The following is a 16,505-nucleotide window of genomic DNA, read 5'->3' on the forward strand; positions in this document are numbered from 1 at the left end:
GTTATTTTTATTTCCGCAATGATTTCACCATTACTTTATCAATCTTCACTCCATCCATGTCTATGACTTCCAATTCAAATTTATGCCAGATCAATTTTTGTCCTTGTTTTGGTATATGTGAAAGCTCCGTCATTATTAATCCACTGACCGTAGTCACATTGTAATCATTTATTAATTCGTCCAGCTCAAAGTAGGTTAGAAAGTCATGCAAGGAATAATGTCCGTCGACCAACCAGCTTCCATCTTCTCTTTCAACCAATTGAAAATCCTCTTTATCAAATTCTGAAGCGTCACCCACCAATGCTTCCAAAATATCATTCAACGTTATCACACCTTGAAAAATACCATACTCATCAGCCACAAAAGCGTAATGAATATTCGTTTTCTTAAATTTCTCTAAGGCTTTGTAAGCAGTTGTATGCTCCATCATAAATGGAGCTTCTGTCATGATCTCAGATAAATTGATGTTTTCATCATCGATGTGAGCAAAAATATTTTTTAAATTCACAACACCTACAATGTCATCATAATCTTTCCCATAAACTGGATAAATAGAATGCAACTCTTGTAACATGTATTCCTTTATCTGAGCTTTATTTGAATGTAAGGGCAAAAAAATAACTGATTTTCTATGGGTCATCAAAGAGTTAACTCTTCTATCCCCAATATGAAAAACACGCTCTACAATATCCTGTTCAATTTCCTGAACTTCTCCGCCTTCTGTTCCTTCTCTAATAAAAGCCTTAATCTCCTCTTCTGTTACCTTACCGTCTGTATTAGGCTTTATCTGTAACACTTTCAATAAAAATTCCGTTGCTTGCGTTAACAACCAAATAAATGGCGCCGTTACGATCGAAACCATCTTCATAGGCATAGCTACGGCTTTAGCAATAGCAACAGGGTGATTCATCCCGATCCTTTTAGGCAACAACTCTCCTAACACTAGTGAGAAAAAAGTTAATATCACAACAACTATTCCTACTGCAATGGTATGTGCATACGGTGTCATTATAGCAAACGTTTTGACAAAAGTCTCTACATTCATTGTTATCCTATCACCACTATAGATTCCTGTCAGGATTCCTATCAGTGTTATTCCAATTTGAACAGTGGACAAAAATTTGTTTGGCGAATTAGCTAACTCCAAAGCGATTTTAGCGCTTTTATTTCCCTTTTTTGCAGCCGTTTCTAATCTATTTTTCCTCGCTGAAATCAATGCGATTTCAGACATGGAGAAAACCCCATTCAATAGTATTAAAAAAAATATTATTAGTATTTCCATATTATTTTAGCCCAGATCGCAGTGAAAAGCCCACAGTCTTGTTGTACCATTTTTATTAGTGACGAAAAGCGACTAAAAGAAGCTTTATGGGTACTTTATAAAATAGACAACGGGACGAAGACTTGCAACGTACAGCTGGTAATTGCTCCTATAAATTATCTATAACGGTACTTAAACGCTCCGTAATCTCTTGGATTGTTCCTATTCCATTTACGGCGTAAAACTTTCCTTGTTCATTATAATACCCCATCAGTGGAGCTGTTTTTTCGTTATATTCTTGGTAACGATTTCTTATTTTATCTTCATCTTGATCGTCAATTCTACCACTTGTTTTTCCTCTTTCTAACAAACGTTGAATCAAGATTTCATCATCTGCTTCTAGTGCAACTGTAGCATCAACTTTTGACCCAATTGACTCAAGAAAAGCATCCAAAGCTTCAGCTTGTGAAATTGTTCTTGGGTAGCCATCAAATAAAATTCCGTTTGTATCTGGATGTTTATTTACCTCATCAATCAGCATTTTTGTTGTCAATTCATCTGGCACCAAATCTCCGGCATCCATATAAACTCTCGCTTGCTTCCCAAGGTCAGTGTCATTTTTCAAATTGAAACGAAACACATCACCAGTAGATATATGTGTTAAATTGTATTTTTCTTTCAAAAATTCTGCTTGAGTACCCTTTCCTGCTCCTGGTTTTCCAAATAAAACGATGTTGATCATAATGTGTGTTGAGTAGTTGTAGTTATTCTTTTAGTTTATATACTTCTGGTAAATTTCTTCCAAGTCCATCATAATCCAAGCCATATCCAACAATAAATTTATTTGGAATTCTGATTCCAACATAATCGATCTTGATATCTTTTTTGTATGCTTCAGGTTTAAAGAAAAGCGTAGCTATTTTAAAATGTTTGACATTTTGTTTTTTGAATAATTCCTTTAGTTCAACCAAAGTATTACCCGTATCTACAATATCTTCAATGATAACAACTGATCGACCAGTTAAATCCTGGTTTAAACCAATTAATTGTTTGACCTCATCTGTCGAGGAAGTACCCTCATAAGAAGCCATTTTTATAAAACTTACTTCGCAGGGTTTTGTGTATTTTTTCATGAAGTCAGAAACTACCATAAAAGAGCCATTTAAAACGCCTACAAACACTGGTGTTTCGTCTATAAAATCGTCTTCCACTTGTTGTACCATTTTTGTGATGGCAAACTCTATTTCTTTAGCAGAAATAAACGGAACAAATTGTTTATCGTGAAGTTGAATCATTATTATCCTATTTAAAATAATGGGCAAAGATAGGAATTTCTGAGTTGCCAATTCGTTTTTAAAACTATAAGAATAAGGTACAATTAAAAATATTAGCTATTTTTGACCATAGATGAATAGCGAATTTTATAAAAATGTAGTAAATAGCTCTGCCTATCGATCAAGTCGAGACGAAAACGCACAGCTTATTTTGACTAACTCGCAGTTATTCCCACATCTATTCGCGATTGCTTTTAACACTGGGGACAAAAACCACCACAAGGCCTGTTGGATTCTGGAGTTAGTACTTGAAAAGCAGCCCCATCTACTGAGCGATTACCTTGATGATTTTTGTGAAAATCTTTCAAAATTCAGCAACGAAAGTGCCTTGCGTCCAATTTCAAAAATCTGCATGTTTCTTAGCCAGCATATTTCCTTGACTCCTTTACAAGAGGAACAAATTACGGAAAAATGTTTTGACTGGCTTATTCAGGAAAAATGTAAAGTAGCGACAAAAGCCTACTCCATTCGAACCTTGTATGAGCTAGGCAAAAAACAAGATTGGATTTATCCTGAATTGAAACGTATTCTTACTGATGATTACAGAAAACATACTGCTGCTTACAAAGCTGTAGCAAGAGAAATTTTGAAGAAAATAAAATAGCATTTCTCTGTTTGCGCTATATAAAGTATCTTTGCTCTCAACAAACTTTCAATACAATGAATTATTTTTCTTCTGGTTTTAAATTAGGGATTTTAGGCGGTGGACAATTAGGTAAAATGATGCTTTTTGACACTAGGAAATTTGACATACAAACCTATGTTCTTGATCCAAGTGAGGAAGCACCTTGCAAAATTGCCTGCGATAAATTCTTTAAAGGGGATTTAATGGATTTTGAAACCGTATATAATTTCGGAAAACAAGTCGATGTTTTGACCTTCGAAATTGAACTGGTAAACCTTGCCGCTTTGGTAAAATTAGAAGAAGAAGGATTGAAAGTTTATCCTTCGCCAAAAACACTAAAACTAATCCAAAATAAAGGTGTTCAGAAAGATTTTTACACTAAAAATAATATCCCTACTGCAAAATACGGCCGATTTAACAATCTAAAAAGCCTAATCGTTGACATCTTAGACTCTAAAACAAGTATGCCTTTCGTGTGGAAATGTACTGAATTTGGTTATGACGGAAACGGTGTAAAAGTCATTAGAGAAATCGCTGATTTAGATGAGCTACCTAATGTAGAATGCATTGCCGAAGAAATGATTCCTTTTAAAAATGAATTGGCGGTTATTGTTTGCCGAAATCCATCAGGAGAAATCAGAACCTACCCAGTAGTGGAAATGGAGTTTCATCCAGAAGCCAATCAGGTGGAATACGTAATCTGTCCTGCCAGAATTGATGACAAAGTAGCTGACAAAGCGAGAGTCATTGCATTAAGCGTATCTGAAAAATTCAACCACGTAGGATTACTTGCGGTTGAAATGTTTCAAACTGAAGACGACGAAATCATAGTAAATGAAGTTGCTCCGCGCCCACACAATTCAGGACATTATTCTATAGAAGGTAGCTACACCTCACAATTTGAAAACCATTTACGCGCTATACTAGACTTGCCTTTAGGAAACACAGACAGTAAAGTAGCAGGAATAATGGTTAATTTAGTTGGCGAAGCAGGTTATTCTGGAAATGTCATTTACGAAAATATCGAAAAAATATTAGGTTGGAATGGTGTTACGCCACATATTTATGGTAAAAAACAAACGCGTCCATTTCGTAAAATGGGACATGTTACAATCGTAAATGCAGACATCAAAGAGGCCAGAAGAATTGCTGAGGATGTGAAAAATACAATAAGAGTAATTGCATAAATATATTAAAAGATTGAAAAACTAAAAGATTAAAAAATCACTTTGTCTCAAATTTAGGACTCTGCGAAAAATCTTTAAATTCTTAAATCTTTAAATCTTTAAATAAAAATAACAATGAGCAAAGTAGCGATAATAATGGGAAGTATCTCAGACATGCCCGTAATGCAAGAAGCCATAGATATCCTAAAAGGGTTTGAAATTGAAATTGAAGTTGATATTGTTTCGGCACATAGAACACCAGAGAAACTATTCGATTTTAGCAAAAACGCACATACGCGTGGCATTTCGGTAATTATAGCTGGTGCCGGTGGAGCCGCACATTTACCCGGGATGGTCGCTTCTATGTCTCCATTACCTATTATTGGTGTTCCAGTAAAATCAAGCAACTCTATCGATGGTTGGGATAGTATTCTTTCTATTTTACAAATGCCTAGCGGCGTTCCCGTAGCAACGGTTGCACTAAACGGCGCGAAAAATGCAGGAATACTAGCAGCACAAATTTTAGGGAGTCATGACAAAGCTGTATTAGAAAAAGTAATCCAATACAAAACAGGATTAAAAGAAGCGGTAATTATTGCATCAGAAAGTATTCTAAAAAAATAACATTTACTTAGACAAATAAAGGCTTCCCATTAAGGAAGCCTTTATTGTTTTTAATCTTTTTATATTCGAAATTAGTCCTCTACTTCAATTTCTTCCAGGACGCTCTCAAATTCAGATGCAATTACATCATCATTATTAATCCAATTCTCAGAAGTAACCAAGCTGAAATTCACATTATCGGCTGTATTTAGTTCCCAAACAATTCCTTCGGCTGTAGGAAAAGGAATATTTTTAGTCATTTGATCTTCAAACAATCTTTTGATCAAATTTCTATCAGACAATCCGTTGTTTAATAACTTCAATACATTTTCAGCCGTTAGTTCTTTCACCTCACCATCCGTTGGTGTCATTGAGAAATGAACAACAGACGCTTTAGTATTAGGGAATTTTCCGTTGTAGGCTTTAAAAAGCAATTGATTAACATGGAACAATCTTGCCTGCATATGAATTTCAGGATATTCTTCACATACTTTATCAATTAACATATTGTGCGAAATTTGCTCAATTTGCCCTTCATTTAATTCTTCACCTAGCTTGTAAGCTAGTACAATTTCAGCAGCTTCATTTGGCTCATAATCAGATATGGCCATTTCTAATAATTCTGGTAAATTCTTTTTTTCTGCTGTAGCTGCATCTGGAAAATTGAACTTTCCTAATAGATGAATAAAATCTTCATCTGACCAATACCCTTCTACTTCATTTATAGTATCAATACGCTTTATTATAATTTGGTAATTCATTTGTTATTTTATTATTTATTGTTATTTCTGATTAGTCAATTCAAAATCTAATCTTATCTCACAATTTAGGCTTTTTTAAAGTGCTAACTAAAATAAATAACATAACTATAACATAACTGTCTTAAAGTTATCAGTCAGAAATCAATCCAGTTTTAGTCTGCCATTTTTCTATAAATCGCTACATTTGTATTGCAAAAATATTTCGTTTCAATTAATGAAAACTAATTATAATACAATGAAAGTCTTAACTTCAAAATTCAACACTAAATACGATACGGCTCCTTTTTCGAAAATTAATAACGAAGATTATCTTCCCGCTTTTCAAGAAGGAATTGCACTAGCAAAAGCCGAAATTGATGCTATTGTCGCAAACAATGACAAACCCACATTCGAGAATACTATCGAAGCTTTAGATTTTAGTGGGTATACGCTAGATCGCCTTTCCAGTATCTTTTTCAATCTGAACTCAGCAGAAACTAATGACGAAATTCAGAAAATCGCCCAAGAAGTTTCCCCGTTATTATCTGAATTTGGAAACGACATAACTCTAAATGCTGATTTATTTTCCAAAGTAAAAGCAGTTTACGATCAAAAGGACAGTTTAAACCTCAACCCAGAACAAGCTACCTTACTAGACAAAAAATACAAGGGATTCTCTAGAAATGGGGCTAATTTACCGGAAGACAAAAAAAACATTCTTAGAGAAATAGACAAAGAACTATCTAAGACAAGTCTTAAGTTTGGTGAAAATGTTTTAGCCGAAACACAAGGGTTTCAATTGCATATTATTGACGAGAACGATCTTTCAGGTTTACCAGAAGGAACGATTGAAGCAGCTCGTTCATTGGCAAAGAGCCAGGAAAGCGAGGGCTGGATTTTTACTTTAGACTATCCAAGTTATATTCCCTTTGTGACTTATGCTGACAACCGTGAGCTTAGAAAACAAATGGCAATCGCTTCTGGTGCCAAAGGTTTTCAAAACAACAAATTTGACAATCAGGAAAATGTGCTTAAAATTGCCCAATTGCGCTTTGACAGAGCACAAGTTTTAGGGTACGCGACTCATGCCCATTTTGTGCTTGAAGAGCGAATGGCCGAGAATCCAGAAAAAGTAAAAACTTTCGCTACCGATCTATTGGAGAAAGCAAAACCGGCTGCTTTAAGAGAGTTTGCTGAGTTATCGGCTTTCGCCAAAAAACGAGACGGCATTGAACAATTAGAGAAATGGGATGGAGCATATTACTCTGAGAAATTAAAGCAAGAGTTGTTCAATTTGGATGACGAAAAGCTAAAACCATACTTCCAATTGGAAAAGGTATTAGACGGTGCTTTCACAGTAGCCCAAAAATTATACGGACTTACTTTCGAAGAGTCTTTCGAAATCGACAAATACCACGAGGAAGTAACCACTTATGAAGTAAAAGACATCGATAATAACCTAGTTGCCGTATTCTACGCTGATTTTTTTCCTAGAAAAGGAAAACGAAATGGTGCATGGATGACTTCATACAAATCACAGTTCATAAAAGAAGGAACAAACGAAAGACCACATATCTCTATTGTTTGCAATTTTACAAAAGCAACTGAAACAAAACCATCGCTATTAACCTTTAATGAAGTCACTACCTTATTTCATGAATTTGGTCATGCCTTACACGGAATGTTAGCCAATACAACCTACCCAAGTTTGTCAGGAACTTCTGTTTATTGGGATTTTGTAGAATTGCCAAGCCAAATCATGGAAAACTGGTGCTACGAACCCGAAGCTTTGGCTTTATTTGCTTATCATTACCAGACAGACGAAATCATTCCGATGGAATTTGTAACTAAAATTAAAGAAAGCGCTAGTTTCCAAGAAGGAATGGCAACTATGCGACAATTGAGTTTTGGAATCTTAGACATGGGATGGCACGCACAAGATCCTTCGAGCATCAAGGACATAAAAACTTTTGAATTGGAGCAATTTGCCGATACGCAGTTGTATCCTGATGTAGCAGAAAATGCCATGAGTACGTCATTCTCACACATTTTTCAAGGCGGATATTCTTCTGGTTACTACAGTTATAAATGGGCGGAAGTTCTGGATGCAGATGCTTTTGAATTTTTCCAGGAAAAAGGAATTTTCAATAAAGAAGTAGCTGATAAATTCAAAGACAATATCCTTTCAAAAGGAGGAACGGAACATCCAATGATTCTGTATAAACGTTTCAGAGGACACGAACCGAGTCCAGATGCTTTATTAAAAAGAGCTGGATTGATATAAAGAATCGATTAAAGACATTTGATTTCAAACCGAGGCAATAATGCTTCGGTTTTTTTTATTTACAACATAGAGAATTAAATCAAACCCTATTCACCAATATTATAGTGTTTTGAGTGAACGTATTCACCAAAATCGCTATTTTTAAAAGAAAACCACCATTAGCCACCAAAAAATCGGGATACTTTCTACCCAAAAAGAAGTATAATATTTTTGCCTTTTTTCATTGGCGAAAGCCAAAAACAAAGAAAGTGCGATAACCAGAATTCCATTGACAATCAATTGTTCCTCTATAAAATTATTCTTTAAAAACTCTAAAAAATAAAAAGGGATCAATAACAGTAAACCCGCATATTTTGTCCGCTTAACACCTATTTGTTGTGGCACGGTTTTTAAATGTGGATCATCATTAGCCAAATCCAATATCTCAAAAATTAAGATTAAAACAAAAACCAATATAAAGCGCTGGATACATTTAAGGAAAAAATCAAATCCAAGTGGAACATCTGCATTCAACAAAGGCAAAACCAACGTCACTCCTACCCAACATAAAGCCACAATATAAATTTTAACTCCAGCCCAATTTCGTGCATTCTTTCTATTTGGAAAGAAAGGTAAGGTATACAATAGCGTCAGCAGCAATACAGCTACAGACACTGCTTGAGTAATCAATTCCAACTGAAAAAAATAATAAGCAACACCTAGCAAGGAAATAAAGCTCAACAAAGCGATTAGTTTTAGCTCGTTACGCATTTCTCTTTTTTTGGCTCTAGCCAAAGCATCATACTTCACAAAGTTATACCCAACAATAGTTCCCAAAAAAGCAAAATTAGCTATAGGTTCATCGGCAGTTATGTTGAACATAAAATGGGTCATCCGAACTAAAGCATAGACGGACAAAGCCACATGAATACTGCTTCTGAGATAGAAATCAAATATCTGTTTAAAACTAATCATTAAACAAAATTAGTCAATTGTGAACAAATACACACTTTAGTTGAAAAATTCCTAAAAAATCAATTCAAAACACGAATTAGATTATTTATAATACTTATTTTTGCAGCACTAAAAAAACACAACATTACCATACTTACATGAAAACAGACTCATTTGCTTTAAGACACTTAGGCCCAAGGGAAAACGATATTCCAAAAATGTTAGAAACCATAGGTGTTGATACTTTAGATCAGTTAATCGCCGAAACTATTCCTTCTGACATTCGTTTAAAAAAACCATTGGAATTGGAGCATATTATGACTGAATACGAATATGCAAATCATATTCGATTATTAGGTCGTACGAACAAAGTATACAAATCATATATCGGCTTAGGTTACCACCCAACAATTGTTCCTGCTGCTATTCAAAGGAATATATTTGAAAACCCAGGATGGTATACAGCCTACACTCCATACCAAGCAGAAATTGCTCAAGGTCGTTTAGAAGCAATCTTGAATTTTCAAACGATGGTTATTGAGTTAACTGGAATGGAAATTGCAAATGCCTCTTTACTTGACGAAAGTACTGCCGCAGCTGAAGCAATGGCTCTACTATTTGACGTTCGTTCTCGAGACCAAAAGAAAAATAACGTGTGTAAATTCTTCGTTTCTGAAGAAATTTTACCGCAAACTTTATCTGTTTTACAAACACGTTCTGCTCCTATTGGTGTAGAATTAGTGATTGGAAACCACCAAGAGTTTAATTTTTCAAATGATTTTTATGGTGCGATATTGCAATACCCTGGAAAATACGGTCAGGTTTTTGATTATGCTGATTTTATCAAAAAAGCGAATGATAACGAAATAAAAGTAGCTGTTGCTGCAGATATTTTATCATTAGTAAAATTAACACCTCCAGGAGAAATGGGAGCTGCAGTTGTAGTTGGAACAACACAACGTTTTGGAATCCCAATGGGTTATGGTGGACCACACGCTGCTTATTTTGCCACAAAGGACGAGTACAAACGTTCTATGCCCGGAAGAATCATTGGAGTTTCACAAGACACAGATGGTAACCGTGCATTACGTATGGCATTGCAAACACGCGAACAACACATTAAACGTGAAAAAGCAACTTCAAATATTTGTACAGCTCAGGTATTATTGTCTGTTATGGCAGGAATGTTTGCTGTTTATCACGGTCCAAAAGGATTAAAGTATATTGCTAACAAAGTACATTCTTCTGCTGCAACTTTAGCTGAAGCTTTAAATAAATTAGGGGTTTTTCAAACTAACACGGCATTTTTTGACACAATCGTAGTGAAAGCAGATGCTCAAAAAGTAAAAGCGATTGCTGAAAAAAATGAAGTGAATTTCTTTTATATTGATAATGAAACCATCTCTATCTCTGTAAACGAGACTATTTTACCATCAGATATCAATCAAGTGATTGCTATTTTTGCGGAAGCCACAGGAAAAGAAGCTTTTGAAGTTTCGGAATATGTTTCAGAAAACAATTACCCGATGCTTTTAGACAGAAAATCGGAATTCTTAACGCACGAAGTATTTAACAAATACCATTCTGAAACCAGTATGATGCGTTACATCAAGAAATTAGAGCGCAAAGATTTATCATTAAACCATTCGATGATTGCTTTGGGTTCTTGCACCATGAAATTGAATGCGGCTTCAGAGATGTTGCCATTAAGCATGCCATATTGGAATACGATTCACCCCTTTGCTCCTTTAGACCAAGTTGAAGGCTATACTAAAATGCTTAAAAAATTAGAGCATCAATTAAATGTAATAACTGGTTTTGCAGGAACTACGCTTCAACCAAATTCTGGCGCTCAAGGAGAATATGCTGGCTTAATGACCATTAGAGCATACCACCAATCAAGAGGTGATGATCAAAGAAAAATTTGTTTGATTCCCGCTTCGGCACACGGAACAAATCCTGCTTCGGCTGCAATGGCTGGCATGAAAATCATCGTTACCAAAACAATGGAAAACGGTAATATTGATGTTGAGGATGTTAAAGAAAAAGCGCTTTTATATAAAGACCAATTGTCATGTTTAATGATTACTTATCCATCTACACATGGGGTTTTTGAAAGTGCTATTAGAGAAATTACTCAAATTATTCACGATAATGGTGGTTTAGTTTATATGGATGGTGCTAATATGAATGCACAAGTAGGACTAACAAATCCCGCTACAATTGGCGCTGATGTTTGTCACTTAAACTTGCACAAAACATTCGCTATCCCTCATGGAGGTGGTGGACCAGGTGTAGGACCAATTTGTGTAAACGAAAAATTAGTTCCATTTTTACCAAGCAATCCTTTAGTTCAGGTTGGTGGAGAAAAAGCGATAACGGCTATTTCAGGTGCACCTTATGGATCTGCTTTGGTTTGCTTAATCTCTTATGGATACATTTGTATGTTAGGTGCTGAAGGAATCACTAACGCTACCAAATATGCAATTCTAAACGCAAACTACATGAAAGCGCGACTGGAAGAGCACTATCCTATTTTATATTCTGGAGAAAAAGGAAGAGCTGCACATGAGATGATTTTAGATTGTAGAGGGTTTAAAGAAAGAGGAATAGAAGTTTCTGATATTGCAAAACGTTTAATGGATTATGGTTTTCATGCTCCAACAGTTTCTTTCCCTGTGGCAGGTACTCTGATGGTTGAGCCTACAGAATCTGAAGATGTTGCTGAACTAGACCGCTTCTGTGAAGCAATGATCTCTATTCGTAAAGAAATTGAAGAGGCTTCAGCAGATGAACCAAATAATGCATTAAAAAATGCACCACACACTTTAGCTATGTTAACAGCTGATACTTGGATATTTCCCTATTCAAGAGAAAAAGCTGCATATCCATTAGAGTACGTAGCAGAGAATAAATTTTGGCCAAGTGTTCGTCGTGTAGACGAAACTTATGGTGATAGAAATTTAGTGTGTAGCTGCGCACCTATTGAGGCATACATGTAAATCAAACCTTCTTTTATCAATATTATTAAATGCCTCGAAATCAATCGAGGCATTTTTTTATCAAGATTTAACTCGTTTATTTTAGCGATACCTACCTTATAAAATAACACTACAAACAAGCGCTATTTCGACAATCACAATAAGCGTAATAAAAACTATATCGATTTCGATTATTTATTAAAAAATCATCAGTAAATTAGCCAAATAATTACTATATCATAATTATATGCATGCATAGTAAATAACATAGCTATAATCATTTTTTTATCTTTAAATTAGCATAAAATTTTTTTCAAAATAAACCCATGAAAATAAAAATAACTGGAATAGGAAGTTATGTTCCTGAGAAAAAAGTAAGTAATACTGACTTTGGCAATCATGTTTTTTTAAATGAAGACGGAACGCCATTTGGGAAACCAAATGATATCATAATCAACAAATTCAAAGGAATCACAGGAATTGAGTTTAGGCGATATGCAGAAGATAATTTAAACTCCTCTGACCTAGCCTTTATGGCAGCCCAAAAAGCAATAGCAAATGCAGGTATAGATCCTGAAACCATTGACTACATAATTTTTGCACATAACTTTGGTGATGTAAAATACGGAACAACTCAATCTGACATGCTTCCAAGTCTTGCTACACGAGTTAAGAATAAATTGCAAATAAAAAACCCAAAATCTGTAGCTTATGATATCCTTTTTGGGTGTCCAGGCTGGATAGAAGGTGTTTTGCAAGCAAATGCATACATCAAATCAGGTATGGCTAAGCGCTGTTTAGTAATAGGCTCTGAAACCTTATCTAGAGTGGTTGATGATCACGACAGAGACTCCATGATTTACTCGGATGGCGCAGGCGCAGCAATTATTGAAGCTTCTGATGACGAAGCAGGTATGCTTTCCTATGAAAGTGGAACTTACGCCATGGATGAAGCTAATTATTTGTTTTTTGGCAAATCATACAATACTGATTTAGATCCTGACACACGCTACATAAAAATGCATGGACGTAAAATTTACGAATTTGCTTTAACTACTGTTCCCGCGGCAATGAAAAGTTGTTTAGATAAAAGCGGTATCGCTATTGATGATGTCAAAAAAATATTGATTCACCAAGCGAATGAGAAAATGGACGAAGCCATCATCCAACGTTTTTACAAATTACACGACAGACCAGTACCTCAAGACATTATGCCTATGAGTATAAGCGAGCTAGGAAATAGCAGCGTTGCCACTGTACCAACTCTTTTTGACCTGCTCATACGAGGTGAGATAAAAAATCAATCTATCCAAAAAGGAGATGTGCTTCTGTTTGCTTCTGTTGGAGCAGGAATGAATGTAAATGCCTTCGTATACAGATATTAGTATTATTTGTAGCTAATCCAGCTATACACTACAAGTCCACACTTAAAAAAAGTGTTTTTACAAAACTCAAAAAGAGCTTCTTTTGGTCGCTTTTTTAAGCTAATAAAAACTACCTTTTTTAATTGTGGCCTTTTCATTTCTATCTGGGCTAAAAATCTGCTAAACAAGAAATATATCTTTGTACCTTTGCACCTTTGTTTATACCCATTAAAAAAATGTACGAAAAAACGTTTCCCAATAAAAGATTCAAACACACTTTAGAATTTTTAAACAAACACATCTCGACTGCTGAAACGGTTCTGGATTTAGGCGTCGAAAACCCTTTTTCAAAAATCATGAAAGTGGAAGGTTACTCGGTTAAAAACACAACTGGTGAAGATTTAGACCTTGATCAATCCGTCTTTTCAACAGAAAAACAAGATGTGGTAACTGCTTTTGAAATTTTTGAACACCTACTGAATCCATTTACCATTTTAAGCGAAATAAAATCCGATAAGCTATTTATATCCATCCCAATGCGTTTGTGGTTTTCACCAGCATACAGAAGCAAAACAGATATGTGGGACAGACATTACCATGAATTTGAAGATTGGCAGCTAGACTGGCTTTTGGAAAAAACAGGATGGAAAATTATCGATCGTGAAAAATGGACTAATCCAGTTAATAAAATTGGAATCCGTCCCCTATTACGTCGTTTCACTAATAGGTATTATATCGTTTATGCCGAAAGAATAAAATAATGGAATATTATATTGTTATACCGGCTCACAACGAAGAAGCTTTTATTTCGTTAACATTGCAATCATTGATTTCGCAAACGCATTTACCTAAAAAGGTAGTAGTGGTCAATGACAATTCTACTGATAAAACTGCCGAAATTGTTTTGGCTTTCGCCAAGGAAAATCCGTTTATAACATTGGTCAACAAAACTTCGAGCGCTATACATTTACCAGGAAGCAAGGTAATTCAAGCCTTTAACGCTGGATTAGAAACGCTGGATGATGGTTATGATATTATGATGAAAGCCGATGCAGATTTGGTTTTTCCTAATAACTACTTTGAAACAATCGTAAAGCACTTTAAATCAGACAGCAAAACTGGTATGGTTGGCGGTTTTTGTTATATTGAAAAAAAAGGGCAATGGGTTTTGGAAAACTTAACCGATAAAGATCATATACGTGGTGCACTTAAAGCCTACCGAAAAGAAACTTTCAAACAAATTGGCGGGCTAAAACCTCAAATGGGTTGGGATACTGTTGATGAATTACTTTGTAAGTTCTACAATTGGAAAGTAATAACCGATCCTTCCTTACACGTAAAGCACCTTAAACCAACTGGTGCAAACTACAATAAAACGGCACGCTACAAACAAGGAGAGGCATTTTATACTCTGGGATATGGCTTTGTAATTACAACAATTGCCTCGGCAAAGCTGGCAATGATGAAAAAGAAACCTTTACTCTTTATAGACTATATAAAAGGTTTCTTGAAAGCAAAAGCTGCAAAAACTCCCCTATTGGTTACTCCAGAACAAGCAAAATTCATAAGGAAGTATCGCTTGGAAAAAATGAAAAAAAAAACTTTTTTAAATATCTGCTGAATCGGATAATTAAAAAAACTCATTACCGATAACTTATTACTCATAACTATTTTTGTAATTTAGCCCATAATCGTAAAACACATGATGCTCATTCGATATATAACGCAAATAGGAAGATACTTCTTGATGCTACAGGAAATTTTCAGTAAACAAACCAAATGGTCTGTAATGAAAAAACTTATCTTCAAGGAAATTGATGATTTAATAATTGAATCATTAGGTATAGTTGCCTTCATCTCTTTCTTTGTTGGAGGAGTTGTAGCCATACAAACGGCACTCAACCTTACCAATCCATTAATTCCAAAATACCTTATCGGCTTTGCCACGCGACAATCGATAATATTGGAATTTGCCCCCACTTTCATCTCTGTAATTATGGCTGGAAAAATGGGCTCTTTCATCACATCTAGTATAGGAACAATGAGAGTAACGGAACAAATTGATGCTTTGGAAGTCATGGGAGTCAATTCACTTAACTACCTTGTATTCCCAAAAATAATTGCTTTGCTATTGTACCCATTCCTTATTGGAATAGCTATGTTTCTAGGAATTCTAGGAGGATGGATGGCTGGCGTATATGGTGGTTTTACCTCAAGTGCTGAATTTGTTAATGGAGCCCAAATGGATTTCATCCCTTTCCATATTGTATATGCTTTCATAAAGACACTAATATTTGCTATGTTATTAGCTACTATCCCATCATTTCACGGCTATTATATGAAAGGTGGAGCATTAGAAGTGGGTAAAGCCAGTACCGTAGCTTTCGTATGGACTTCGGTTTCAATAATACTTTTCAATTATATACTAACGCAGTTGTTATTAGGATCATGATAGAGATAATAAACCTAGAAAAATCATTTGGAGACAGCAAAATTCTTAAGGGAATTTCAAGCGTTTTTGAAACTGGAAAAACAAATCTGATTATTGGACAGAGCGGATCGGGTAAAACTGTTTTATTAAAAAGTCTTTTGGGAATTCACACTCCTGAATCAGGAAAAATCTGTTTTGATGGAAGGATATATTCTGAATTAGAAGATGATGAAAAAAGAGAACTGAGAACTGAAATTGGAATGGTTTTTCAAGGCAGTGCCTTATTCGATTCAATGACCGTAGCCGAAAACGTAGGTTTCCCGCTAAGGATGTTCACCAACGATAATAGTGCTAAAATTCAAAAAAGAGTTGATCTAGTTCTAAAAAGAGTTGATCTAGTTGACGCACATAATAAACTGCCTTCGCAAATATCTGGGGGAATGCAAAAACGTGTTGCTATTGCGAGAGCAATTGTGAACAGACCCAAATATCTTTTTTGTGACGAACCCAACTCGGGCTTAGACCCAAACACTGCCATATTAATTGATAACCTTATCAAACAAATTACTGAAGAGTACGACATAACTACTGTTATCAATACCCACGATATGAACTCCGTAATGGAAATTGGTGAAAATATTTTATTCCTAAAAAACGGATTAAAAGCTTGGCAAGGAACAAAGGAAGAGATTTTCAAAACCGACAATCAAGATGTTGTAGACTTCGTTTATTCATCAAATTTATTCAAGAAAGTGAGAGAAGCCTACTTAAAGGAGTAGCTGC

General features: G+C 35.2%; 15 protein-coding genes. 10 read left to right on the forward strand and 5 right to left on the reverse strand.

What is annotated here, in order from left to right; genetic code table 11:
- Window positions 1–7: 7 nt before the first annotated feature.
- From HJ01_RS01990 to hpt, 3 genes are all read right to left on the reverse strand, one after another.
- Window positions 8–1,231, reverse strand: a complete 1,224-nt coding sequence (locus tag HJ01_RS01990) for a hemolysin family protein (RefSeq protein ID WP_040473606.1) — start codon at window positions 1,229–1,231, stop codon at window positions 8–10.
- Window positions 1,232–1,430: 199 nt separating this feature from the next.
- A complete protein-coding gene (locus HJ01_RS01995) occupies window positions 1,431–2,003 on the reverse strand; it encodes an adenylate kinase (protein WP_007136596.1) in 573 nt (190 codons plus the stop codon).
- Window positions 2,004–2,025: 22 nt separating this feature from the next.
- On the reverse strand, window positions 2,026–2,556 hold the full coding sequence (gene hpt / locus HJ01_RS02000) for a hypoxanthine phosphoribosyltransferase (protein WP_007136597.1): 531 nt from the start codon (window positions 2,554–2,556) through the stop codon (window positions 2,026–2,028).
- Between the two features lie 112 nt (window positions 2,557–2,668).
- On the opposite strand from hpt, the gene HJ01_RS02005 reads away from it, so the two are divergent.
- The 3 genes from HJ01_RS02005 (at window position 2,669) to purE (ending at window position 5,010) form a co-directional block, all read left to right on the forward strand.
- Window positions 2,669–3,199, forward strand: a complete 531-nt coding sequence (locus tag HJ01_RS02005; protein WP_007136598.1) for a hypothetical protein — start codon at window positions 2,669–2,671, stop codon at window positions 3,197–3,199.
- Window positions 3,200–3,255: 56 nt separating this feature from the next.
- Window positions 3,256–4,407, forward strand: coding sequence for a 5-(carboxyamino)imidazole ribonucleotide synthase (locus HJ01_RS02010; RefSeq protein ID WP_007136599.1), 1,152 nt, complete (start codon window positions 3,256–3,258; stop codon window positions 4,405–4,407).
- A gap of 114 nt (window positions 4,408–4,521) precedes the next feature.
- Entirely contained in the window at window positions 4,522–5,010 is a 489-nt protein-coding gene (gene purE / locus HJ01_RS02015) for a 5-(carboxyamino)imidazole ribonucleotide mutase (protein ID WP_007136600.1), read from the forward strand.
- A gap of 71 nt (window positions 5,011–5,081) precedes the next feature.
- Here the strand turns inward: purE and HJ01_RS02020 are convergent, their stop codons facing one another.
- The gene (locus HJ01_RS02020; protein ID WP_007136601.1) at window positions 5,082–5,750 is read right to left on the reverse strand and encodes a hypothetical protein; all 669 of its coding nucleotides are present in this window, start codon (window positions 5,748–5,750) and stop codon (window positions 5,082–5,084) included.
- Between the two features lie 235 nt (window positions 5,751–5,985).
- On the opposite strand from HJ01_RS02020, the gene HJ01_RS02025 reads away from it, so the two are divergent.
- The gene (locus HJ01_RS02025; protein ID WP_040473623.1) at window positions 5,986–8,013 is read left to right on the forward strand and encodes a M3 family metallopeptidase; all 2,028 of its coding nucleotides are present in this window, start codon (window positions 5,986–5,988) and stop codon (window positions 8,011–8,013) included.
- 141 nt (window positions 8,014–8,154) lie between these two features.
- Here HJ01_RS02025 and HJ01_RS02030 read toward each other — a convergent pair whose 3' ends face one another.
- On the reverse strand, window positions 8,155–8,967 hold the full coding sequence (locus HJ01_RS02030) for a hypothetical protein (protein WP_040473607.1): 813 nt from the start codon (window positions 8,965–8,967) through the stop codon (window positions 8,155–8,157).
- A 137-nt stretch (window positions 8,968–9,104) separates the two neighbouring features.
- Here HJ01_RS02030 and gcvP point away from each other — a divergent pair, with 137 nt between their 5' ends.
- The 6 genes from gcvP (at window position 9,105) to HJ01_RS02060 (ending at window position 16,501) form a co-directional block, all read left to right on the forward strand.
- Window positions 9,105–11,948 (forward strand): aminomethyl-transferring glycine dehydrogenase, encoded by a 2,844-nt coding sequence (gene gcvP / locus HJ01_RS02035; protein WP_007136604.1) that lies wholly within the window; start codon window positions 9,105–9,107, stop codon window positions 11,946–11,948.
- A gap of 305 nt (window positions 11,949–12,253) precedes the next feature.
- Window positions 12,254–13,312 carry a 3-oxoacyl-ACP synthase III family protein gene (locus HJ01_RS02040; RefSeq protein ID WP_007136605.1) on the forward strand — a complete coding sequence of 353 codons (1,059 nt, stop codon included), beginning with the start codon at window positions 12,254–12,256 and terminating at the stop codon, window positions 13,310–13,312.
- 215 nt (window positions 13,313–13,527) lie between these two features.
- The gene (locus tag HJ01_RS02045; protein ID WP_007136607.1) at window positions 13,528–14,052 is read left to right on the forward strand and encodes a hypothetical protein; all 525 of its coding nucleotides are present in this window, start codon (window positions 13,528–13,530) and stop codon (window positions 14,050–14,052) included.
- Window positions 14,052–14,912 (forward strand): glycosyltransferase, encoded by an 861-nt coding sequence (locus HJ01_RS02050; RefSeq protein ID WP_007136608.1) that lies wholly within the window; start codon window positions 14,052–14,054, stop codon window positions 14,910–14,912. Before HJ01_RS02045 ends, HJ01_RS02050 begins: the two co-directional genes overlap by 1 nt.
- An 81-nt stretch (window positions 14,913–14,993) precedes the next feature.
- Entirely contained in the window at window positions 14,994–15,743 is a 750-nt protein-coding gene (locus HJ01_RS02055) for an MlaE family ABC transporter permease (protein ID WP_007136609.1), read from the forward strand.
- Window positions 15,740–16,501, forward strand: coding sequence for an ABC transporter ATP-binding protein (locus tag HJ01_RS02060; RefSeq protein WP_007136610.1), 762 nt, complete (start codon window positions 15,740–15,742; stop codon window positions 16,499–16,501). Before HJ01_RS02055 ends, HJ01_RS02060 begins: the two co-directional genes overlap by 4 nt.
- The last annotated feature ends 4 nt before the right edge of the window (window positions 16,502–16,505 follow it).

This window comes from Flavobacterium frigoris PS1 (genome assembly GCF_000252125.1).
Classification (GTDB): Bacteria; Bacteroidota; Bacteroidia; order Flavobacteriales; family Flavobacteriaceae; genus Flavobacterium; species Flavobacterium frigoris_A.